This window comes from Pelomonas sp. Root405 (genome assembly GCF_001425165.1).
Classification (GTDB): Bacteria; Pseudomonadota; Gammaproteobacteria; order Burkholderiales; family Burkholderiaceae_C; genus Pelomonas.
Genome location: NZ_LMDU01000001.1, coordinates 1,022,360 through 1,043,508, shown reverse-complemented (window position 1 = coordinate 1,043,508; position 21,149 = coordinate 1,022,360). Strand labels below are relative to the sequence as shown.

General features: G+C 69.5%; 16 protein-coding genes. 10 read left to right on the top strand and 6 right to left on the bottom strand.

Annotated elements, in window-relative coordinates:
- Window positions 1–5: 5 nt before the first annotated feature.
- From flgL to ASC81_RS04600, 7 genes are all read left to right on the top strand, one after another.
- On the top strand, window positions 6–1,217 hold the full coding sequence (flgL, locus tag ASC81_RS04630; protein ID WP_056263258.1) for a flagellar hook-associated protein FlgL: 1,212 nt from the start codon (window positions 6–8) through the stop codon (window positions 1,215–1,217).
- 179 nt (window positions 1,218–1,396) lie between these two features.
- Complete coding sequence (locus ASC81_RS04625; protein WP_082536249.1) at window positions 1,397–2,254, top strand: alpha/beta hydrolase; 858 nt, start codon at window positions 1,397–1,399, stop codon at window positions 2,252–2,254.
- A 25-nt stretch (window positions 2,255–2,279) separates the two neighbouring features.
- Window positions 2,280–2,987, top strand: a complete 708-nt coding sequence (locus tag ASC81_RS04620) for a hypothetical protein (RefSeq protein ID WP_056263256.1) — start codon at window positions 2,280–2,282, stop codon at window positions 2,985–2,987.
- 34 nt (window positions 2,988–3,021) lie between these two features.
- The gene (locus ASC81_RS04615; protein ID WP_056263254.1) at window positions 3,022–3,900 is read left to right on the top strand and encodes an AraC family transcriptional regulator; all 879 of its coding nucleotides are present in this window, start codon (window positions 3,022–3,024) and stop codon (window positions 3,898–3,900) included.
- A gap of 97 nt (window positions 3,901–3,997) precedes the next feature.
- Window positions 3,998–5,182: an EAL and HDOD domain-containing protein gene (locus tag ASC81_RS04610; RefSeq protein WP_082536322.1), complete on the top strand. Its 1,185-nt coding sequence runs from the start codon at window positions 3,998–4,000 to the stop codon at window positions 5,180–5,182.
- A gap of 19 nt (window positions 5,183–5,201) precedes the next feature.
- A complete protein-coding gene (locus ASC81_RS04605; protein WP_056263250.1) occupies window positions 5,202–7,655 on the top strand; it encodes a PAS domain-containing protein in 2,454 nt (817 codons plus the stop codon).
- A 20-nt stretch (window positions 7,656–7,675) separates the two neighbouring features.
- A complete protein-coding gene (locus tag ASC81_RS04600; RefSeq protein WP_056263247.1) occupies window positions 7,676–8,296 on the top strand; it encodes a response regulator in 621 nt (206 codons plus the stop codon).
- Between the two features lie 13 nt (window positions 8,297–8,309).
- On the opposite strand, the gene ASC81_RS04595 is transcribed toward ASC81_RS04600, so the two are convergent.
- The gene (locus ASC81_RS04595) at window positions 8,310–9,641 is read right to left on the bottom strand and encodes an ATP-binding protein (protein ID WP_056263245.1); all 1,332 of its coding nucleotides are present in this window, start codon (window positions 9,639–9,641) and stop codon (window positions 8,310–8,312) included.
- Window positions 9,642–9,837: 196 nt separating this feature from the next.
- Between ASC81_RS04595 and ASC81_RS04590 the strand changes: the two genes are divergently transcribed.
- Genes ASC81_RS04590 through ASC81_RS04580 form a run of 3 tightly spaced genes read left to right on the top strand, consistent with a single transcriptional unit; the run spans window position 9,838 to window position 14,286 of the window.
- On the top strand, window positions 9,838–10,206 hold the full coding sequence (locus ASC81_RS04590; protein ID WP_056263244.1) for an Hpt domain-containing protein: 369 nt from the start codon (window positions 9,838–9,840) through the stop codon (window positions 10,204–10,206).
- A 10-nt stretch (window positions 10,207–10,216) separates the two neighbouring features.
- Window positions 10,217–12,439, top strand: a complete 2,223-nt coding sequence (locus ASC81_RS04585; RefSeq protein WP_056263242.1) for a bifunctional diguanylate cyclase/phosphodiesterase — start codon at window positions 10,217–10,219, stop codon at window positions 12,437–12,439.
- The gene (locus tag ASC81_RS04580; protein WP_056263241.1) at window positions 12,439–14,286 is read left to right on the top strand and encodes a GGDEF domain-containing protein; all 1,848 of its coding nucleotides are present in this window, start codon (window positions 12,439–12,441) and stop codon (window positions 14,284–14,286) included. The genes ASC81_RS04585 and ASC81_RS04580 overlap by 1 nt, the downstream gene beginning before the upstream one ends.
- Before the next feature lie 138 nt (window positions 14,287–14,424).
- On the opposite strand, the gene ASC81_RS04575 is transcribed toward ASC81_RS04580, so the two are convergent.
- From ASC81_RS04575 to flhA, 5 genes are read right to left on the bottom strand one after another with little or no spacing between them, the layout of a single operon-like run.
- A complete protein-coding gene (locus ASC81_RS04575) occupies window positions 14,425–15,771 on the bottom strand; it encodes a methyl-accepting chemotaxis protein (RefSeq protein ID WP_056263237.1) in 1,347 nt (448 codons plus the stop codon).
- Between the two features lie 41 nt (window positions 15,772–15,812).
- On the bottom strand, window positions 15,813–16,526 hold the full coding sequence (locus ASC81_RS04570) for an RNA polymerase sigma factor FliA (protein WP_056263236.1): 714 nt from the start codon (window positions 16,524–16,526) through the stop codon (window positions 15,813–15,815).
- 17 nt (window positions 16,527–16,543) lie between these two features.
- Window positions 16,544–17,323, bottom strand: coding sequence for a flagellar biosynthesis protein (locus ASC81_RS04565; protein ID WP_156391728.1), 780 nt, complete (start codon window positions 17,321–17,323; stop codon window positions 16,544–16,546).
- An 8-nt stretch (window positions 17,324–17,331) separates the two neighbouring features.
- A complete protein-coding gene (flhF, locus tag ASC81_RS04560; RefSeq protein WP_056263231.1) occupies window positions 17,332–19,008 on the bottom strand; it encodes a flagellar biosynthesis protein FlhF in 1,677 nt (558 codons plus the stop codon).
- Window positions 19,005–21,095, bottom strand: a complete 2,091-nt coding sequence (gene flhA / locus ASC81_RS04555; protein WP_056263228.1) for a flagellar biosynthesis protein FlhA — start codon at window positions 21,093–21,095, stop codon at window positions 19,005–19,007. The genes flhF and flhA overlap by 4 nt, the downstream gene beginning before the upstream one ends.
- Window positions 21,096–21,149 lie beyond the last annotated feature (54 nt).

Genomic DNA, 21,149 nt, shown 5'->3' with positions numbered 1-21,149 from the left:
AAACCATGAGACTCGCCACCGCCAACCTCTTCGACGCGTCCATCGCCAACCTGCAGCGCCGCCAGCAGACGCTGCAGCACCAGCAGCTGCAGCTGACCTCGGGCAAGCGCATCGCCATGGCCAGCGACGACCCCACGGGCGCCGCGCGCGCCGAGCGGGCGCTGGCCACCATGGGCCGCGTCGACGCCAACCAGCGCGCGCTGGAGGCCAGCCGCAACAGCATGACGCTGGCCGAGTCGGCCCTGGGCGATGCCAACGAGCTGATGCAGCAGGCGCGCGAGGCCATGGTCTCGGCCGGCAACGCCAGCTATTCCGACGCCGAGCGCCAGGGCCTGGCCAACAAGCTGCAGGGCATCCGTGACCAGCTGCTGTCCATCGCCAACCGCCCGGACGGCGGTGGCGGTTACCTGTTCTCCGGCCAGGGCTCGGCCAATCCGCCCTTCCTGGACCAGGCCGGCGGCGTCACGTACGTCGGCGTGGCGGGCAGCATTCAGACGGGCAACATCGACAGCTTCCAGCTCAGCATCGACGGCCGCGCCGCCTGGGAGCAGGCGCGCAGCGGCAACGGCAGCTTCGTCACCGACGCCAACGCCAACGCCATCACCGGCCAGCCGGCCTCGGCCTGGATCGACTCCGGCCGCGTCACCAACCCGACGCTGGTCACCGGCCAGAACTACCGCATCGACATCGCCGGCACCGCGCCGGCCCAGACCTACAGCGTCACCAACACCGACACCGGCGCGGGCGTGGCGGGCGGCCCTTATAAGTCGGGCCAGAACATCGTCTTCGACGGCATCAGCCTGGCCGTGACGGGCACGCCGGCCGACGGCGACAACTTCTCGGTCGCACCCGCCACCAATTCGCTCAAGCTCTTCGACGTGCTGGACCGCGCCATCACCGAGCTGAAGACGCCGCTGCGCAACAACGCCCAGATCGCACAGAGCAACACCGGCCGGATGCGCGACATCGATGCCGCCATGGGCAGCCTGCAGAACGTGCGCAGCCAGATCGGTGAGCGGCTGAACAACCTCGATGGCACCGAGACGCGCCTGGCCGCGCTCAAGCAATACAACGCCGAGGAAAAGAGCGCCGCCGAGGACCTGGACATGGTCAAGGGCATCTCCGAGTTCCAGAACCAGCAAACCGGCTACGACACCGCGCTGAAGACGTATGCGCTGGTGCAGCGCATGTCGCTGTTCCAGTACATCCAGGGTTGAGCCAGCGCGCGGCCCCCGGTGCGGGGCGGCCGTGCGGGTTTTTCTCAGGCACTTCTAGGGGGACGCGGGTGCGTTCCGTACAAGGCGATGCGGTGGTCGATTCCTAGACTGCCGGCGCGTGCCGGGCTTTGCGCCTTGCCTTGCCTCGCCTTGGCCGCCACACCACCCTAGGAGACTTCATGAAACCGCAAGCCCTGCTGGGACGCGTTCTGCGTGCCGTCATCGTTCCCGCCGTCAGCGCCCTGGCCACCGCGGCCTCGGCGCAGGTCGGCCCGACCCCGACGTCGTCCAGCCTCAACGTCACCGCAGGCCCCTTCGCGGTATCGAGCAGCCGCGTGTTCTCACCGCGCGGGTTCGGTGGCGGCACCATCTACTACCCGACCACCAGCGGCCAATACGGCGTGGTGGCGATGAGCCCGGGCTTCACGGCGACCGAGTCGTCCATCGCCTGGCTGGGCCGGCGCCTGGCCACGCACGGCCTGGTGGTGATCACCATCAACACCAACAGCACGTATGACCAGCCGGCCAGCCGCGCCACGCAGCTGATGGCGGCGCTCAACCACGTGCTCAACAGCGCCAGCAGCACCGTGCGCAGCCGGGTCGACAGCAGCAAGCTGGCGGTGGCCGGGCATTCCATGGGCGGCGGCGGCGCCCTGATCGCAGCGCAGAACAACCCGACGCTGAAGGCCGCACTGCCGCTGACCCCGTGGAACACCTCGACCCGTTTTGACGGCGTGCGTGTGCCGACGCTGATCGTCGGCGCCGATGGCGACAGCGTCGCGCGGGTCGCCAGCCACGCCCGGCCGTTCTACGCCAGCCTGCCGGCCACGACCTTCAAGGCCTATGCGGAACTGAACGGCGCCAGCCACTTCGCGCCCAACAGCACCAACACGCCCATCGGGCGCTACGGCGTGGCCTGGATGAAGCGCTTCGTCGATGCCGACACGCGCTATTCGCCCTTCCTGTGCGGCGCCGCGCATGACGCCTACGCCACGTCGGCGGTCTTCGACCGCTACAACGACAACTGCCCGTACTGACGGCCCCGGCAGCGGGTGATGCTCGATGCTTGAAAAGCATGTTCGACGGCCGCTGATCCTCGCCGTTGCGGTCGCCGCTGCTGTTCTGGGCGTGCTGGGCTGGCAAGCCCGGGACGCCGACGAACCACAGTCAGCTGCCGCTCCCGCAACAGCCGCCGCTCCGCCGGCCGCCAGCGCGGTGGCAGCGCAGCAAGCGACGGGGTCGGCCCCGTTGCTGCTGACCAGCGAGCCCCCTGCTCCGGCAGCGGGCCTGGCCGCCGCAACACCCGGCGCGAGCCAGGGCGCGTTCCGAGTCGACGCCCACGGCCGGCTGGTGCAAGACCAGCTGCTGCGCCTGCGCATCGAGGAGCTGCTCGCCCTGCACGAGGGGGCCGACCGCACCGCGCGCCTCGACGCCGAGCTGGCCGGGCTGCCCGCGCCCGCTGCGGCGCGCGCCCGCGAGCTGCTCGCCCGCATGGACGACTACCAGGCCGCGCAACGGGCAGCATTCCCGCCCGACGAGGCGCCGCTGGTGCCCGAGGAAGGGCTGGCCCAGCTGACCACCTTGCAGGCGCTGCGGACCAGCCACTTCGGGGCCGAAGCGGGCCGACAGCTCTATGCCGAGGACGATGCCGTCGCGCGTCGGCTGCTGGAGCTGATGCGCGACGAGACGACCGCATCGCTCAGCATGGAGCAGAAGGCCATGCGCGCACAGGCACGCTTCGACGTCGAGCGCGGTGCCGTGCGGCGTTGACACATGCCGCGCACTGCCCGAGCATCGGCGCCCCATGCCTGACCCTCAATCGCAGACACGCCTGGGCTTGCTGGGCGACTGCTTCATCTACACCGCGCCGGCCATCCACTCCCACGTCTGCCGGCACTCGGTGACGATTGCCTGCGCGCTCACGCAAGAACCGCTGACCGTGTCGGTCGGCGCGAAGCAGTGGCGCGGTCGCCTGCTCGCCGTGCGGCCCTTCGTGGCGCGGCGCATGGATTCCGGCGCGCGCCCGGCGGCATTGGTCGACCTGGAGCCTTCGCACACGCGCTACAGCACCTTCAGCCGCGGGGCGCTGGCCGAGCCGGTGCTGGTTCTCGATGAGCACCGGTTCGCCGGGCTGCTGTCGTGCGCCCAGGCCTTTGCCATGCGCGCACTGACGGGGCGGCAACTCCACGCGGCCATGCAGCTTCAGATCAGCAGCCTGGCCGACGGCGTGGCGCGCTACCTGCCGCCCGACGCGCGCGCATTGCAAATGATGGCCTCGCTGCGGATCGACCCGGGCCAGAGCCTGGCCGCGCTGGGCCGGCAGGTGGGCATGTCCGCAACGCTTGCTTCGCGCCGCTTTGTCGAAGCCCTGGGCATCAGCGTCCGGCAGTTCAGCCTGGCGGTGAAGATCCAGCGGGCAGCGGCCTTGTACGGCAGCGGCCGTTCGCTGACCGAGGTGGCCCAGATCGCCGGTTTCAGCGATTCGTCGCACCTGGCCAAGGTCTGGCGCCGTTGTTATGGCGGTTCGCCATCGCGCTATTTTGCCGAGCACAGCAGCGTCCAGGAAGGCCGCATCGACCACGCCTGGCGCCAGCAAGTCAGCTGGCGCGAGCTGGCCGAGCGCAGCGGCCCACCACTCGGCGGCAGCGGCGCGCACGGCCTGGACAGGCCCACGCAGCCTTGAGCCTTGGGCCCAGGGGGTCGAATTCGTCACGAATCGCCGCCATGGCCCGGCAGCGCTCATGGCAGACTGCCGCATTCATCGCACCCAGCGCCGCGCCATGTCCGACAACATCCCAGCCGCCCTCGATCACGCCATCCTGCCCGGCATCGCCCTGGGCTATGCGCCCGTCATCGACCGGCAGCGCGCCATTGCCGGCACGCGGCTGACGCTGGTACCGCTGCGGCCTGACGCCAAGGTCGACCATGCCGAGCTGCTCGGCGCGCTGGCCGCCACCTGGCCGAAGGGTGGCGCCGTCATCAGCCCCCAGGGCGAGGCCCTGCTGGCCGCCCTGCTGACCCAGCCGCCGGCTGAGCCGACGCAGATCGAGGTGCCCGCCTTCATCGCGGCCGACCCCGAGCACGGCGCCTCGCTGGCCGCCTTGAAGGCCGCCGGCCACAGCGGCCTGCTCAAGGGCCTGCCCCAGGCGACCCTGCCCACCGAGATTGCCACCGTGTTCAAGCAGGTGGTGGTCGAACCCGGCCAGGCGGCCCCGGCCGGCATGCTGCCGGTGCACGCCGGCGTGCACGGTGCCGAGGCCATCGATGCCAGCTTCAACGCCGGCGCCAGCGCCGTCATCGGCTGGCCGATGGACGGCCCCTTCGAGGCCGTGCCCAATGCCGCCAAGCCCGAGGTGGCCGCCGACCTGCAGGTCATCGTCGAGCTGATGTCGCGCGTGGACCAGGGTGAAGACGTCGAGCGCCTGGAGCAGACACTCAAGCGCGACCCCAGCCTGGCCTTCAAGTTGCTGCGTTACCTGAATTCCGCCGCCTTCGGCCTGCCGGTCGAGGTGTCGAGCTTCCGCCACGCCATCATGCTGCTGGGCTATGCGCGCATGAAGCGCTGGCTGGCCCTGCTCCTGACGACGGCCAGCAAGGACCACAGCATGCGACCCATCATGTTCGGCGCGCTGCGGCGCGGCCTGCTGATGGAAGAGTTCGCGCAGAACATGAGCGAGCGCGAGCAGCGCGATGAGATGTTCATCTGCGGCCTGTTCTCGCTGCTTGACCACATGCTTAAGCAGCCCTTCGAGAAGCTGCTGCAAAGCATTCCGGTGCCCGACCGCGTGCGCCAGGCGCTGGTCGAGGACGAGGGCCCCTACCAGCCCTATCTGCAGTTGGTGCGCGCGCTGGAGTCGGGGTCGGTGTTCGACTACCGCGACTGCGCCGAGGCGCTGATGCTGGGCGCGGGCGAGATCAATGCCTGCGTGCTGAGGGCCTTGCACAAGGCCTCGCAGCTCGAATGAGCCTGCGTCCCGGCTGAACATGTTCGGCCCGCCCGCCTCCGCCGCCCTGCTCGACCTCGTCGCCGACCCGGTTCTGACGCTGCGGTCGGACCTGTCGGCCCTGCGCGCCAACCCCGCGGCACGCGACTGGCTTGGCGCTGACGCCGCCGAAGGCTGGCGGCTCTTGCGGCATGCGGCGGGCGCGCGGCTGGAGGGCTGGCTGCGCGAGGCCGCCCAGGCCATCGACGCCGGCAGAGCACCGCCGCCCGCGCCGCCGCTCAAGCTCGCGGACGGCCAGCGTGTCACGCTGCACCTGTTGCGCGAGCGCCCCAACTGGCTGCTGCACGCGCGCCTGAACGCCGCCGACCCCGGCGAGCCGCCGCTGCAGGAATGGCTGGCCCTGATGCCGCTGCCGGCGCTGCTCGCGGACGCCGGCAACGGCAGCATGCTGCGCCAAAACGCCGCCTTCGCCGCCCTGTGCCCGGGCTCGCCACGGCACCTGAACGATCTGCCCGACCTGTTGCAGGCCCTGCTCGGCTGGCACCATGGCACGCCGCTGCCGGCGCTGACTGCACAGCGCCTGCAGGACGGGCCGCTGATCACCGAGGCCGAGTTCGTCGACCCCCACGGCCAGCCGCGCTGGCTGCAGGCGCGGCTGCGGTTGTGGCGCAATGCCGGCCGCTCGCTGCTGCTGGCGGTGCTGGAGGACCACAGCACGCTGCATGAACGCGACCTCGCCCACCAGCAGCTCGACGCCTTGATGGACACGGCCGCTGTCGGCCTGGCCACCTTCCAGCCCGAGGCTGGCTGGCTCAAGGCCCATCGCAAGGGCTCGCCGTTCAAGACCGGTGCCAAGCAGCCCGGTGGCGCCCCCGGCTCGCTGCAGGGCATCAGCCGCGACATCGTCGAGCCGACCTCGCTGCCTGAATTCGAGCGCCTGCAGCGTGCGCTCAAGCGCGGCGACGCCGTCGAGGTGCGCTACGCCGTGCGCCACCCCGAGCTGGGCCGGCGCTGGCTGCTGACGCGCGTCGCGCCCGGGCTGCTGGCCGGCGGCCGCCGCTCGACGTCGGTGGTGACGCTGGACGTGACGGCACAGGCCCAGGCCGAAAGCGCACTGCTGCTGCGCGCCGAGAGCGAACGCGCCGTGCTGGACTCGGTGCTGGTGGGCATCGTCACCGTCGGCCCGGACGGTATCGAATGGATGAACCGCTCGGCGCGCCGCATGTTCAGCTGCGAGCTGGACGACGTGCAGGGCCAGCCCATGGGTGTGCTGGCGCCCGAGGACAACGAACATGCCTTCCATGCCGAGCCGGGCGCCGAGGTGTTCGAGTGCAAGCTGCGCGGCCGCGACGGACGCGAGTTCTGGGTCATCGGCAATGCAGTGCAGACGCCGCGCGAGGACGGTGGCACCCAGCTGACCTATGCCCTGCTCGACATCGACCGCCGCCGCCAGGCCGAGGCGCAGAGCCGCATGGCCCAGGCCTCGCTGGCCCGCATCATCGAGGGCGCGCCGCTGGCCATCACGCTGCACGAGGCGCAGAGCCTGCGCGTCGTCAAGCTCAACCAGGCCGCAGCCACCTTGGCCGGCCGGCCCGAAGCCGCACTGCTGGGTGGCACGCCGGCCCAGCTGTTCGGCGCCGAGCAGGGCGCGCAGGTCGTCGCCGACATGCGCGAGGCGCTCGAATCGCAGGCGGTCGTGCAGCGCGAGTACCACGTGCCCGCCGGCGCCACGACGCGCATCTGGGATGCGCGTCTGCTGCACCTGGCCGGCGTCAGCGGCGACGACACGCCCGAGCTGCTTTTGCTCGTCGCCAGCGACGTGACCGAACAGCGCGCCGCCGAACAGGCGCGGCTGCAGGCGGCCATCTCCCAGCGCGAGCTGCTGGTGCGTGAGGTGCACCACCGCATCAAGAACAACCTGCAGGGCGTGGCCGGCCTGCTGCAGCAGATCGCCGCGCGCCGGCCCGAGGTGGCGGGCGTGCTGAAGGAGGCCGTCGGCCAGGTGCAGGCCATCGCCCAGGTCTACGGCCTGCAGGTCGGTGCCACGGGCCCGCTGGTGCTCAAGCGCGTGTTCGACGCCATCGTCGGCTCGGTGCAGCGCATGCAGGGCCGCGTCATTACCAGCACAGCGGAGGGCGGCGCGCTGATGGACGACTGGTGCCTGCCCGAGGCCGAGGCCATTCCCATCGCGTTGAGCCTGAACGAGCTGCTGGGTAATGCGCTGCGCCACAGCAACGGCGCGCAGGTGCGCTGCCAGCTCATCTGCGACCCGGCTGGCGTGACCGTCGAGATCGTCAACCCGGGCCGCCTGCCCGAGGGCTTCATGCTGCAGAACGTGAAGAGCGGTGTGTCGGGCCTGGGCCTGGTGCGCGCCCTGCTGCCGCGGCGCAGCGCCATCCTGAGCCTGGAACAGCAGGGCGATGACGTCGTCTGCCGCCTGGAGCTGATTCCGCCGAGCGTGGTTCACAATCCGGCCACAAAATCAAGTTCTTGATTGACGGTTGAAGGGGCGCGGTGAGCAAGGGCAAGATCCTGGTCGTCGATGACGACCGTCTGGTGTTGGCGACGCTGAGCTACGGGCTCACGCAGGCGGGCTTCGAGGTCATCGACGCCGACAACGGCGACGACGCCATCCTGCTGGCGCGCGAACACCGGCCCGAACTGGCCTTGCTCGACATCCGCATGGAAGGCCTGACCGGGTTCGACGTCGCCGCCTATCTTCGCGAGTTCCTGCAGACGCCCTTCATGTTCCTGTCCGCCTTCGCCGACGAGGCGACCGTGGCCAAGGTCAAGGAGCTCGGCGCCGTCGCCTACCTCGTCAAGCCGCTGGACATCTCGCAGATCGTGCCCGCCGTGGAGGCCGCCTTTGCGCGCTCGACGACGCCGGTCATGACCAGCCCGCCGGCCGCGCCTGCGGCGCTCGCAGAAGCCTTTGCCGCGCCCTCCGAGCTGCCGCAGCAGCTGGACATGACGGCACTGGCCGTCGGTGTGCTGATGCACCGCTACTCGCTGCCGCGCGACGAAGCGCTGGCCCGCCTGATGAGCCTGGCATCGGCCGATGGCCACAGCCTGCCCGAGCAGGCCCGGCGCATCGTCGACGCCGTCGAACTGCTGGCCCGCCCCGGCGCCAAGTAGGCCCTCGGCTCGCTCAGCCCAACGTGAAGTAAAAGCGCGATCCTTCGCCGACGGCCGACTCGGCCCAGATGTCGCCGCCATGGCGGCGCACAATGCGCCGCACCAGCGCCAGACCCACGCCGGTGCCCTGGAAGTCGCTGGCGCTGTGCAGGCGCTGGAAGACGCCGAACAAACGTTCGGCAAAACGCATGTCGAAACCGGCCCCGTTGTCGCTGACGACGAAGACGCGCCGGCCGGCCTGCTGCACGCAGCCGAAGCTGATCTCCGTGCATGGCACCTTGGCGCTGTACTTCCAGGCATTGCCGATCAGGTTCTCGAGCACCATGCGCAGCAGCGTCGGGTCGCCTTGCACGCTCAGGCCCGGCTCGATGTTGAGCACCAGCTCGCGCTGCGGCGCCGCGCGCCTCAACTCCTCCATCACATACTCGGCCAGCTGGGAGAGGTTGACCGGCTGGCTGGCCAGCGGCCGCGTCGACAGCTGGCTCAACGACAGCAGTGCGTCGATCATGCTGTTCATGCGCGCCGCAGCACCCATGACGCGGTCGAGGTGGTCGTTGCCAACGCGGTCCAGGCGACCGCCGTAGTCCTCTTTCAGGATGCGCGCAAAGCCCTCGACGACGCGCAACGGCGCGCGCAGGTCATGCGAGACCGTGTAGCTGAAGGACTCGTGCTCGGCGGCGAGATCGGGCGGCGTCTGTACTGTCGTCGCCAGCGCAGCGACTTCGTCCGGCCGGGCCGTGCCCTGGTAGCCGGCGAACCGCCCATGGGCGTCGATGCAGGGCAGGCCGCGCAATCGCCAGCGCGTGGCGCCGTCGGGGGCCGCCAGTTCCAGGTCGGCAAAGGCTTGATGGGCGTCGAGGCGCTCGCGCAGCTGCGCGGCAGGCTCGGCGGCCTCGAAGCGGTCCCATAGCTGCTGGGTGCTGGCACCGGCACCCACCCAGCTGGACGACGGCACACCCTGGGGCGCCTGCCAGCGCACCAGGCGATGTTCGGCATCGGTGGCCCATTGCCAGTCGCGTTGCAGCTGGGCCTGCATCAGCAATTGCTGGCGTGCGTCGCGCAGTGGCTCGGCCAGTCGCTGGCGCGTCAGGCGCACGCCGACATGCCAACCGAGAGCTGCCGCGACCAGCACCATGACTCCGGTGAAGAAAGCCGTCAGCACCAGGGCGGCGTGCACGATGCCGACATCACCGCCCCAGACCCGCATCAGGGCCAGCACCACCAGCCCGCCCAGCACCAGCATCAGCAGCGAGACCGCCGCCAGCCCCAGCACCAGCAGCCTCATCGGCAGACGCCGCTCGGGGCCGCGCGGCGAGAGCGCGCTGTCGTCGCTGAGGCTGTTCATGCGCGGCATTGTAGGCAGCGCATCTCGCGCATCGAGCGTCGAGACGGCGCTCGCGCAACGCTTGCGCCGGCCGTGGCGCCCGAATGTCAATAAGCACCTAGCGGCCCGCCATATCTGTGCATTCCTTCGCGTTTGCCCCCCCACCCAGCCAAGCTACATTTGCAGCATGCCGAGTCCCTAGACCCGCCGCTTGCCCATGACCGCCCCCCATCCCGCAGCCCTGCTCGATCTCGAGGCGATCCGCCGCCTGCGGGAGCTTGACCCGAGTGGTGGAAACAAGCTGCTGGAGCGCGTCGTGATCGCCTTCTCCAACTCACTGGACCGTTTGCTTCCCGACCTTGCCCGTGCCCGCGAAGGCGCCACCCCTGACCTCGCAGTCGTGCGGCATGTCAGCCACACGCTGAAGTCGTCATCGGCCAGCCTTGGCGCCATGGCACTGTCTGCGCGTTGTGCAGAGATCGAAACCATGGTCCGCGACGGCCAGGTCCAGGGTCTGTCCGAACAGTTGGACGCTATGCTCCAAGACATCCAACAGGTACGCACGGCCTTGGCCGCGCTGCTTTAAGAACAGCCTCATGCTGCCACCCGGTCAAGCCCTCGACGATCTGCCGCCGCGCCCGCGTGTGCTGCTGGTGGACGATGACGAGGTCAATCTGTTGTTGACCGCCGCGGCCCTGCGCGAACGCGGCTTCGAAGTCACCGAGGCCGCCAGCGGCAGCGAGGCCCTTGGCCTGCTGTCCGCACGCACACCCGACGTCGTCGTGCTGGATGCGCTGATGCCCGAGCTCGACGGCTTTGAAACCTGCTCGCTGCTGCGCGCCACGCCCGGCTTCGAATCCCTGCCTGTACTGATGCTGACCGGCCTGGACGACGAGGCCTCCATCAACCGCGCCTACCAGGCCGGTGCGACCGACTTCTTCGTCAAGTCGCCGCAATGGAGCCTGCTTGACGGCCGGCTGCGCTATTTGCTGCGCAGCTCGCGCACGCGGATCGAACTGGAGCGCAGCAAGGCCAAGCTGGCCCGCGCCCAGGACCTGGCCCGCATGGGCAGTTTCGAGTGGTGGCGCGACACCAAGGCCAGCTTTGCGATTTCCGCGGAAGGCCTGCGCGTGTTTGGCCGCGGCCCACAGGACAGGCTGGATTTCATCGGCGTCATGCGCATGGTGCCGGCCGATGACCGCCATGTCTTCCTGCGCCTGCTGCGCGACGTGGTCGCCCACACGTCGGTGCTGGTCACCGACCTGCCGCTGACGCTGCCCGACGGCCGCCAGCGCGTCGTCCACATCGAGGCCGAGCCGGAATTCAACGAGCAGGGCGGCGTCAACGGCTACACCGGCATCTTGCAGGACGTGACAGACCGCCGCCAGGCCGAGGACCGCATCCGCCAGCTTGCGCACTTCGATGCGCTGACCGGCCTGCCGAACCGCCGCCAGCTGATCTACCGCGTGGAGCGTGCCATCGAGAGCGCACGCCGCGGCGGCCACGAGGTCGGCCTGCTGCTGATCGACCTGGACCGCTTCAAGGTCATCAACGACACCCTGGGCCATGCGGCCGGCGACGAGCTGCTCGTCGAGGTCGGGCGCCGCCTGCGCAGCTGCGTGCGCCACTCCGACCAGATCCTCGAAGGCGTGCTCGACGGCATGGGCAACCGCAGCCACCGCGGCCTCGAAGCCGTCGGTCGCCTGGGTGGAGACGAGTTCGTCGCCCTGCTGCCCGAAGTGACCGACGAGCGCGACGCCGAGCGCGTCGCCCAGCGCGTGCTGGACGCCTTGCGCGAGCCGATCTTCGTCGGCGGCCAGGAATGCTTCGTCACCGCCAGCGTCGGCATCGCCATCTATCCGCGCGATGGCCAGACCATGGCCGACCTGCTGCGCAACTCCGACGTGGCGATGTACGCGGTCAAGAGCCAGGGCCGCAATGCCTCGGCCATCTATTCGCCGCAGCTGGCCGGGCACGGCAAGCAGAAGCTGGAGTTGGAAAGCGCGCTGCACAAGGCGCTGGAGCGCAACGAGATCGTGCTGCACTACCAGCCCAAGATCGATGTGCGCGCCGCCCGCATGGTGGGCGCCGAGGCATTGATGCGCTGGCAGCGCGGCAATGTGCTGGTGCCGCCGGCCGACTTCATCCCGCTGGCCGAGGAGACCGGCCTCATCGTGCCGCTGTCCGAATGGGCACTGAAGGAAGCCGCCCGCCAGGCCAAGCTGTGGCAGCTGCAGTTCGGCTTCAGCGACTCCATCGCCGTCAACCTGCCCAGCCGGCTGTTCGAACGCACCGATCTCGTCGAGCACATCCACCAGTGCGTCAGCGCCTACGGCGTGCCGCACCGGTCGATCCAGCTCGAGATCACCGAGAACAATTTGATGAAGGACCTGCAGAACGTCATCCCGTCTCTGCACCGCCTCAACGAAGTCGGCGTCGAGATTTCCATCGACGACTTCGGCACCGGCTACTCGTCGCTGGCCTACCTGACCACGCTGCCGATCTCGGAAGTGAAGGTCGACCGCACTTTCGTGCGCGATCTCGGCATCACGCCGCAGAGTTCGGCGGTCGTCACCGCCATCATCGCGCTGGCCCGAGCGCTGGGCCTGCGTGTCATCGCCGAAGGCGTCGAGACGCTGCGCCAGATGGAAGTGCTGCACCGCCTGGGCTGCTCGCTGATGCAGGGCTTCCTGTTCAGCAAGGCGCTGCCGGCCGACGAGCTGGAGCGCTGGATCGCGCAGACCGTGCTGCCGCGCAAGGCGCCCTGGATCACGCAGGCCGACGGCAGCACTGACGCGGCGTCTCGCGGGCAACGCTGATGCGTTCGCAACTGCCGCCGGCCCAGTTGGCCAAGGCCGCGCTGCAACGCCTCGCGCAGGCCCGGCTGGAACCGACCCCCGAGAACTATGCGCGGGCCTACGCCATCGAGGGCGGCGGCGAACCCGCGGCCGCGCCCAATGGCGCCGTGCCGGAACGCCTGCAGCAGCTGATGTCCAAGCTGATCGCCTTGGCCCTGCCCTCCGGCGCCGCTCGCCAGGATCTGCAGACCGCACTGCGCGACCAGAAGCTCGACGAGCTGCAGCGCCAGATCGACAAGCTGCTTGACGTCGCCGGCCCCGCGGCCCAGGCCGAGACGCTGGCCCAGGCCATCGAACGCCTGGTGCGCGGCCTGGAGCGGGGTGGCAAGCACTGGACGCTGGCGCGCAAGAAAGACGGCATCCAGCGCGTGTTGGAGCTGGGCCGCAGTGACAGCGGCAAGCTCGTCAAGCGGCTGGGCCAGCTCGTGGCCAGCTGGGACAAGGACGGCGACGGCAGCGGCGTGGAGACCGACGAGGAAGGCGGCACGCCCAGCCAGTTCTTCTCGGAGAGCACCTTCGCCGAGTCGGGGTTCCGCGAAAGCACCGGATTCGGAGAGCTGAGCCGCACCGACCTGCGCGACGCGCCGACGCCGGCTGACGCCAGCCCGCATTGGGCCGATGTCAGCGGCGAACTCAATGCCACCGTACGCCACGCGCTGCGCTCGCCACAGACCGAGGCCACGCCGGCCGACGCACTGATGCGCGAGCTGGAGGCCGCGCAGGCCGAGCTCAAGAGCGGCGGCGCCAACCCCGAGCGCGCCACGCAGATGGCCGCGCTGTGCCTGCGTGCCCGCCACCTGCTGGACCACCGCCGCCATCTGTTCGACGAACTCGGCGGCCTGTGCCGCGAATTGAGTGCCAGCCTGGTCGACCTGGCCGAGGACGACTCCTGGGCCCGCGGGCAGGCCGAAGCGATGAACAACGCGCTGTCGCAAGGCCTGTCGGGTCGCGGCGTGCGCACCGTGTCCGAGCTGCTGACCGGCACGCGCGAGCGCCAGCGCGCGCTGCGTGATGAGCGATCGCGGGCACGCGACTCGCTCAAGGGCCTGATCCAGCGCATGCTGGCCGAGCTGGGCGAGCTGGGTCAGCACACCGACCGGTTCCAGACCAGCGTCGGCCGCTACGCCGAGGCCATCGAACAGGCCGACTCGCTGGAAAGCCTGGCTGGCACCGTGCGTGAGATGGTCGAGGAGAGCCGCAGCGTGCAGGGGCTCGTGGCGCAGACCCAGCAACGCCTGACGCTGGAGCACGACCGCGCCGCCGCATTGACCCAGCGCGTGGACGAGTTGGAGGGCGAACTTCGCCGGCTGTCCAACGAGGTCCACACCGACCAGCTCACCCAGGTCGCCAATCGCCGTGGCCTGATCCAGGCCTTTGGCATCGAGCAAGCGAAGTCCGAGCGCGAGTCAACCCGCGTCGCCTTGGCGCTGCTGGACATCGACAACTTCAAGAAGCTCAACGACAGCCTCGGTCACCATGCCGGCGACATCGCGCTCAAGTCGCTGGCCGAGCGCACCCAGGCCTCGCTGCGCCCCGGCGACATGGTGGCGCGCTACGGCGGCGAGGAGTTCGTGCTGATGCTGCCCAACACGCCGCTGGACGAAGCCCAGGCCGTGCTGCTGCGCCTGCAGCGTTCGCTGTCGGCGGCGTTGTTCAACCACGAGGGCAAGGACGTCTTCGTCACCTTCTCGGCTGGCGTGACCCTGTACCGCCCGGGCGAGACCCTCGAAGCCGCACTCGACCGCGCCGATGTGGCCCTCTACGAAGCCAAGCACACCGGCAAGAACCGGGCGTGCGTGGCCGAGTGAGAGCCGAAGACTGCCGATAGACGCGGCCGAGCGGCTGGCGAGGCGGGTCGCTGGCAAGGCGCGAGGACGCCGCGGGCTCGCGCCCGCAAGGACGAGCAACGCAGCCAGCGGCCCGAAGCGCCAGCCGAGCGGCCGTGTCTAGAAGTTGAACGCGAGGCGGAGGCCGCCCCAGTGCTTGCCGGCCACAACAATCGGCGCCGCCGCCTCTTTCAGGATGACGAAGCGGCCACCCCCCATGTCGCGGCGATAGGTCTGCAGCAGAAAGGGCCGCGTGTTGCGCGCCGACGCGAGGCCGGTGCGGTCATTGAAGATGCGGCGGTAGCGGCTGTTGGCCGTGTTCCAGACCGTGTCACCCGGGCGCTGCGGCTGGCAATACTTGCGGTTGTGCGTCGCGATATAGCCCTTGCGGTCGGCCGCAATGCAGAACACCACTTTGTCGCTGAAGGCCAGCGTCTTTTCCTGCACGGCGGGGAAGAGGCGGTCGGTCAGCTGGCAGAAGCGCGTCGCGTGCTGCTGGGGGTTCGTGCCTTCGATGGGGCGGTAGTTCTCGTCGAAGAGATCGGCCTGGCTGATCTGACCGCTGCGCAGCGCGTCTTCGAGCAGCGCGCTGATCTCCTCGGCCGCCTGCTGCGCGGCACGGATGAAAGGCATGTCGTCGACTTCGACGCCACTTTCGGCGATCTGCTCGACGAGCTCCTCCGACATGCGCAGGAACCGGTCGCTGCCGTCGAAAGCCACCTTGAGGCCGTGCGAGGCTTCCATCACCTCACGCTCCAGCTCATGCGCGCGCTCGTTGAGCAGGCTCATCTGCTGGCCGCTCTCGGCGGCCGACACGGAGATGCGCTGCACATCCTCCTCGACTTCATGGAAGGCGGCGTGGATGGGGCTGGGCTTGTCCTTGTTCTCGGTCAGCTCGGCGCTGAAGCGGTCGATGCGGTCCTGCAGGCTGGAGATCGCGCTGACGATGGCCTTGGACGAGGACTCGACCTGGCCGGCCAGCGCCTTGACGGCCTCGGCAACGACGGCGAAGCCGCGGCCCGCATCGCCGGCATGCTTGGCCTCAACCGCGGCGTTGAAGGCCACCAGCCGGGTCTGCAGCGAAATCTTGGTGATCTCGGCCGCCGCGTCGGAGACCTGGGCCAGCGTGGTGGCCATGCCGACGACCTCGCCGCCAACGACACCGAGGGCACCGCGCGCGCGCTGCACGGCGGCCGCGCTTTGGGCGGTGGCGGTGGCGATGGCCGCCTGGGCCTGACCGATCTGGTTGAGCTGCTGCGCCAGGGCCTGCATCGCCTGGCCCTGGGCCTGCACGACGCGCTGCGTGTCTTCGAGGGCGCCCCGCACTTCGGCGGCGTCCTTGCCCACTGTGGAGATGGAGCGGGCCAGGCGCTTGACGACGTTCAGCGCTGCACCGTCCTCACGCCGGCTCGGCTCTTCGGCCACGGCAACGGCGGGCGATGCGCCCCCCTTGATCCATCCGAACATGCGTTTGTCCCCGCTTGTATAGCGGGGCTCAGCCCCGCAAATTACCAGTCACGCAGCTTAACGCGCAACCTTGCAATGGACTGACTGTGCAGCTGACAGACGCGGGACTCCGTGACCTTGAGCACGGCCGCAATCTCCTTGAGATTCATGTCGTGCTCGTAGTACATGCTCATCACGAACTGCTCGCGCTCGGGCAGGTTCTTGATGGCCGCCACCAGCGCCTCGCGCATGCGGTGGTCCTGCAACTGCGCGACGGGGTTGGCGTTGTCGTCGGCCACATGGCGGTCGAGATAGTCGTTGTCACCGTCGTCGCCGGACATGTCTTCGAGATAGACCAGCTGGGTGCCGCGCACCTTGGACAGCAGGTCCTGGTACTCGGCCAATGGCAGGCCCATCTCGGCGGCGATCTCGTCCTCGCGCGGCGCACGGCCGAGGCGCTGCTCGACCTTGTGCACCGCGGATTCGATCTCGCGCTGCTGGCGGCGCGTGCCGCGACTCATCCAGTCGCCGCCACGCAGCTCGTCGAGCATGGCGCCGCGGATGCGCTGGGTGGCGAAGGTCTCGAACTGCACGCCCTGCTCGGCGTCAAAGCGCGACAACGCGTCGGTCAGGCCGATGAGGCCGACCTGGATCAGGTCGTCCACTTCGACGTTGGCCGGCAGCTTGGCAATCATCTGGTGCGCCAGGCGTCGGACCAACGGGCTGTACTGCTTGATCAGCGTGTTGTTGTCGAGGCGGCCTTTGGGCGTGTACATGACAGACTCCGGCGAGTTCAATGCGCTGCAACGAATGGGTTGGACGCCGTGCGCGCCGGGCGCAGCGGGATCGCGTCGGAGGCGGCGTCGACAGCCGCGCCCGGGGGGGCCGCAAGCAAGAGCTCGCGAGCCAGATGACGCAGCTCGGGGGTGAGCGGAGCATGTTGGGAAGCCCGCGGGTCCAGACAGGCCCAGTCACGCAATACCGAGCCGAGGAAGCCATCGGCGCAGGAATGGAGCTGTTGCGCAATGCGGGTGGCCACGCGCAACTGAGGGTGGCAGGCCATCAGCAGACTGTAGACCATCAACCCCGCGCGTTGTGTGAGCCATTTCATGCCGGCATAGGCTTCGGTGACGCTGGCCGGGTCGGTATCGGCCAGCAGCAGCGGGCGCACCTCACGCTGCGCGACGATGCGTGCAAGCTCGGCGGCCGGCGCATGCAGCAGGATGACGTCGACGTCGGGCGCCGCCGCGGCCACCGCCTCCAGGAAGGCCGCGGCCGAGCCGTTCGCATTGATGTGGCGCAGCGGCAGGCCGCGCGCGGCCAGGTAGGACACCTTCGGCGACAGACGCTCGATGCAGTTGGACAGGTCGACCTGGGCCAGCTCCGAGGGCTGCGGCGAATGCACCCCGGCGTCGACCACCAGGGTCTTGAGGTTCAGTTCCGCAAAGGCAGCGCAAAGGCCTTCGAGCAGCACGCCGGCGCCCATGACGCGCGGGTTGCTGACGACGGGCACGAAGCGCGTCTTGGACGCGGCGAACAGCCGCCGCAGCCCATGTGCCTGGTCTTGCAGCATCGACGACATCAGTGGACCGCCCTCAGACCAGCGTTGGCCAGCGGCGCGCCGGCAAAGATGAGGTTGACGTCGGCGTTGTCCATGCGCCAGGCGCCCGAGGCGGCGCTCTTGAGCGCGCGCTGCACGAGGGCCACGCTGGGCAGGCGGTGCCAGTCTTCGGGCACGCGTTGGCCGTTGGCCACGCCCAGCACCTTGAGCTTGTGGCGGATCAGCGTGTCCAGCGCCGGGGCCAGCTTGACGGCCTCGTCGATCTTGCTGAGCACGACGCCTTCGCAGGCGGCGCCCTTCCAGGCGTTGACGACGTCTTCAATGGTCTCGCCCTGCTGGGCGGCGTTGATGACGAGCAGCTTCTTGATGCTGGGGTGAGCCAGCATCTCCAGCAGTTCCTGCGTGCGGCTGTCTCGCTGGGCCATGCCGGCGGTGTCGATCAGGACCAGCTTCTTGTTGGACAGCAGGTCGAGCAGGTCGTCCAGCGAGGCGCGGTCGTGGGCGGTGTGCACCGGCACGCCGAGGATGCGGCCATAGGCGCGCAGCTGCTCATGGGCGCCGATGCGGTAGGCGTCCAGCGTGATGAGGCCGAGCTGGCCGGCGCCGTACTTGGTGGCGAAGTGGGCAGCCAGCTTGGCGGTCGTCGTGGTTTTGCCGACGCCGGTGGAGCCGATCAGCGCGAACACGCCGCCGCGGTCCTCGATGGCCGGGGCGGCCTCGTCGGTCTGCAGGTTGCGCGACAGCACATGGGCGGCCCAGGCAGTCTCATCCGCCGGGTCGGTGGCCGAGCCGGCCTTGAAGTCGGACGGGCAGCTCTCGGCCAGTTTGCGCACCAGTGCCGGGCTGAAGCCGATCTCGAGCAGCTTCTGCGTCAGGCGCGCCTGCACGGGCTGGCGTTGCAGCTTTTCCATGAAGGCCAGCGAGGAGAAGCGCTCCTCGATGAGGCCGCGCATCTGGCGCAGCTCGTCGGCCATGTCCATCTGGCTGCGTTGCACCTGCGTGGGCTGGCCGGGCAGCGGCAGGGGCTCGGCGACCATGCCGCCGATGTCGCTGAGTTGGGGCACGGTGCGCTGTTGCGCGGCGGCGGTCGGGATGCGGATCTCGTCGCGCAGCACCGGCGGCACGGGGCGGGACTGTCGACCTTGCGGCTGAGGCTGGGCCGGCGCTTGGGCGGCACGCTTGGGCGCCAGCGCGGCCATGGCTTCGGCGGCGCGCTGCTCGCGCTGGGCGCGCGCAGCGTCCAGCGACGCAGCGGGCGGCTGCTGGCGTTGCGGCAGCGGCGCAGGCGCGCTGACGGGATCCGGCTGACCGCTCAGCTCGGCCTGGCGGCGGCGCAGCACGCGCTCGCGCACATAGTCCTGGAAACTCAGCGTGCTCATGGCCAGCTGCTCGACGTCGCCCTGCACTTCAGGGGCGCCAAAGCTGGGTTCCTGGCGGGCGCGCTCCGAGAACGGCGCACGCTGCGGCAGCTGCGCTGGGGCGGCCGCCTGCGGCTGGGCGGCCGGGCGGGCCACCGTGCGCGGCGCGGTGTGGGCGATCTGCTCGATCTGGCCCATGCCTTCCGGCGCCATCGCGAGCACCTCGACGCCTTCCGGCACCGATTTGTTGGACAGCACGACGGCGTCGGCCCCGAAGGCCTGCTTGACGAGGGCAAGCGCTTCGCGCGATGTCCTCGCGGTGAATTTGCGGACGTTCATGCTGTACCTCCAATGATGGAGCCGATGCGGATGGTGTGGGTCTCAGGAATCTCGCTGTGGCCGAGCACCTTGAGCCGGGGCGCGGCGCGCTTGAGCAGGCGGGCCATGGGCGCGCGGATCAGGTCGGGCACCAACAGCGTGGCGGGCACACCGCGGTCTTCCTGCTTCTGGGCGTTGTCGGCGGCACTGCGGGCCAGCGTGTCGGCCACGCCGGGGTCCAGCGCGGCGCCATGCGGCGAGTTGAGGGCCTGGGTGACCAGGCGCTCCAGCTCGGGCTCCAGCGCGATGACGTCCAGCTCCTTGGTGCTGCCGTAGATCTGCTGCACGATGGCCGGGGCGATATGGGTGCGGATGCGGCGGGCCAGCTCCTGCGGGTCGGTGACGCCCGGCGCATGCTCGGCCAGGCACTCGACGATGGAGCGCATGTCGCGCACATGCACGCCCTCTTCCAGCAGCAGCTGGAGAACGCGTTGCAGGGTGGCGATGCTGACCATCTTGGGAATCACGTCTTCGATCAATTGGGGCGCCTGCTTGGTGAGGTGTTCGACCAGTGCCTGCGTCTCCACGCGGCCCAACAACTTGGCCGCGTGCACTTGCATCAAGTGTGAAAGATGGGTGGCCACGACAGTCGAGCAATCAACCACCGTAAACCCGCTCATTTGGGCCATCTCCTTTTGCCGCTCCTCGATCCACACCGCCGGCAGGCCGAAGGCGGGGTCGGTGGTCTGGGTGCCCAGCAGCTTCTGCGTCGCGTGGCCGGGGTTGATGGCCAGCCACATGCCCGGAAAGGCCTCGGCCTCGCCGACGACGGCGCCACGCAGCGAGATGCGGTACTGGCTGGGGCGCAGCTCCAGGTTGTCGCGGATGTGCACGGGTGGCGGCAGGAAGCCGACTTCCTGCGCGAACTTGCGGCGCACGCCCTTGATGCGGCTCAGCAGGTCGCCTTCCTTGCTCTTGTCGACCAGCGTGATCAGGCGGTAGCCCACTTCCAGGCCCAGCGTGTCCACCGGCACCAGGTCTTCCCAGCTTGCCTCGCCCGCGCCTTCGCTGCTGGGCATGATGGGCTTGACGGCCTTGGCGGCTTCTGCGGCCTGCTCCTTGCTGCGCAGCCAGTAGGCCAGGTAGCCCAGGCCGGCGGCGATCAGCAGGAAGACGACATGCGGCATGCCCGGGATCAGGCCCAGCGCGCCGATGACGCCGGCCGTGATGGCCAACGACTTGGCCGAGCCGAACACCTGCTTGCCGATCTGGCTGCCGATGTCCTTGTCGGTGCCGACGCGCGACACCACCATGGCGGCGGCGACCGAGATCAGCAGCGCCGGGATCTGCGCCACCAGCGCGTCACCGACGGCCAGCAGGATGTAGCTGTTGGCGGCCTGGCTGGCGGACAGGTTGTGCTGCGCCACGCCGATGATGAAGCCGCCGACGATGTTGATGACCAGGATCAGCATGCCGGCGATGGCGTCCCCGCGCACGAACTTGCTGGCACCATCCATGGAACCGAAGAAGTCCGCCTCGTCGCCCAGCTCGGAGCGGCGACGCTTGGCCTCCGCCTCGTTGATGAGGCCGGCGTTCAGGTCGGCGTCCACGGCCATCTGCTTGCCGGGCATGGCGTCCAGGGTGAAGCGCGCACCGACTTCGGCGATGCGCTCGGCGCCCTTGGTGACGACGATGAAGTTGATGACCACCAGGATCGCGAACACGATCAGGCCGACCGCGAAGTTGCCGCCGATCAGGAAGTGGCCGAAGGCCTCGATGACCTTGCCCGCCGCGCCCGTGCCGGTGTGGCCCTCCAGCAGCACCACGCGCGTGGACGCGACGTTCAGCGACAGGCGCATCAACGTGGTCAGCAGCAGCACGGTCGGGAAGGCCGCGAAGTCCAGCGGCTTGATCATGTTGGCCGCCACCATCGTCACCATCACCGCCATCGCGATGTTGAAGGTGAACAGCAGGTCCAGCACAAAGGGCGGCAGCGGCAGCACCATCATGGCCAGCACCAGCAGCACGGCGATGGGCGCGCCGAGCGCGCCGATGATGCCGGCGCGCGGGCCGAGCAGGGCTTGGAGTTTGGCGGTGAGCTGGTTCATGCGGGCGGGTCCGGTGTCACCGCCATTCTTCGTGGCTGCCCGCAAAACTTGAGG

Bases quoted from the DNA above. Each gene is read 5' to 3' on its own strand.
- ASC81_RS04620 (WP_056263256.1), top strand. From the start codon at position 2,280: ATGCTTGAAAAGCATGTTCGACGGCCGCTGATCCTCGCCGTTGCGGTC.
- ASC81_RS04615 (WP_056263254.1), top strand. From the start codon at position 3,022: ATGCCTGACCCTCAATCGCAGACACGCCTGGGCTTGCTGGGCGACTGC.
- ASC81_RS04625 (WP_082536249.1), top strand. From the start codon at position 1,397: ATGAAACCGCAAGCCCTGCTGGGACGCGTTCTGCGTGCCGTCATCGTT.
- flgL (WP_056263258.1), top strand. From the start codon at position 6: ATGAGACTCGCCACCGCCAACCTCTTCGACGCGTCCATCGCCAACCTG.
- ASC81_RS04575 (WP_056263237.1), bottom strand. From the start codon at position 15,771: ATGTTCGGATGGATCAAGGGGGGCGCATCGCCCGCCGTTGCCGTGGCC.
- ASC81_RS04605 (WP_056263250.1), top strand. From the start codon at position 5,202: ATGTTCGGCCCGCCCGCCTCCGCCGCCCTGCTCGACCTCGTCGCCGAC.
- ASC81_RS04610 (WP_082536322.1), top strand. From the start codon at position 3,998: ATGTCCGACAACATCCCAGCCGCCCTCGATCACGCCATCCTGCCCGGC.
- flhA (WP_056263228.1), bottom strand. From the start codon at position 21,095: ATGAACCAGCTCACCGCCAAACTCCAAGCCCTGCTCGGCCCGCGCGCC.
- ASC81_RS04590 (WP_056263244.1), top strand. From the start codon at position 9,838: ATGACCGCCCCCCATCCCGCAGCCCTGCTCGATCTCGAGGCGATCCGC.
- ASC81_RS04585 (WP_056263242.1), top strand. From the start codon at position 10,217: ATGCTGCCACCCGGTCAAGCCCTCGACGATCTGCCGCCGCGCCCGCGT.
- ASC81_RS04595 (WP_056263245.1), bottom strand. From the start codon at position 9,641: ATGAACAGCCTCAGCGACGACAGCGCGCTCTCGCCGCGCGGCCCCGAG.
- ASC81_RS04580 (WP_056263241.1), top strand. From the start codon at position 12,439: ATGCGTTCGCAACTGCCGCCGGCCCAGTTGGCCAAGGCCGCGCTGCAA.
- flhF (WP_056263231.1), bottom strand. From the start codon at position 19,008: ATGAACGTCCGCAAATTCACCGCGAGGACATCGCGCGAAGCGCTTGCC.
- ASC81_RS04565 (WP_156391728.1), bottom strand. From the start codon at position 17,323: ATGCTGCAAGACCAGGCACATGGGCTGCGGCGGCTGTTCGCCGCGTCC.
- ASC81_RS04570 (WP_056263236.1), bottom strand. From the start codon at position 16,526: ATGTACACGCCCAAAGGCCGCCTCGACAACAACACGCTGATCAAGCAG.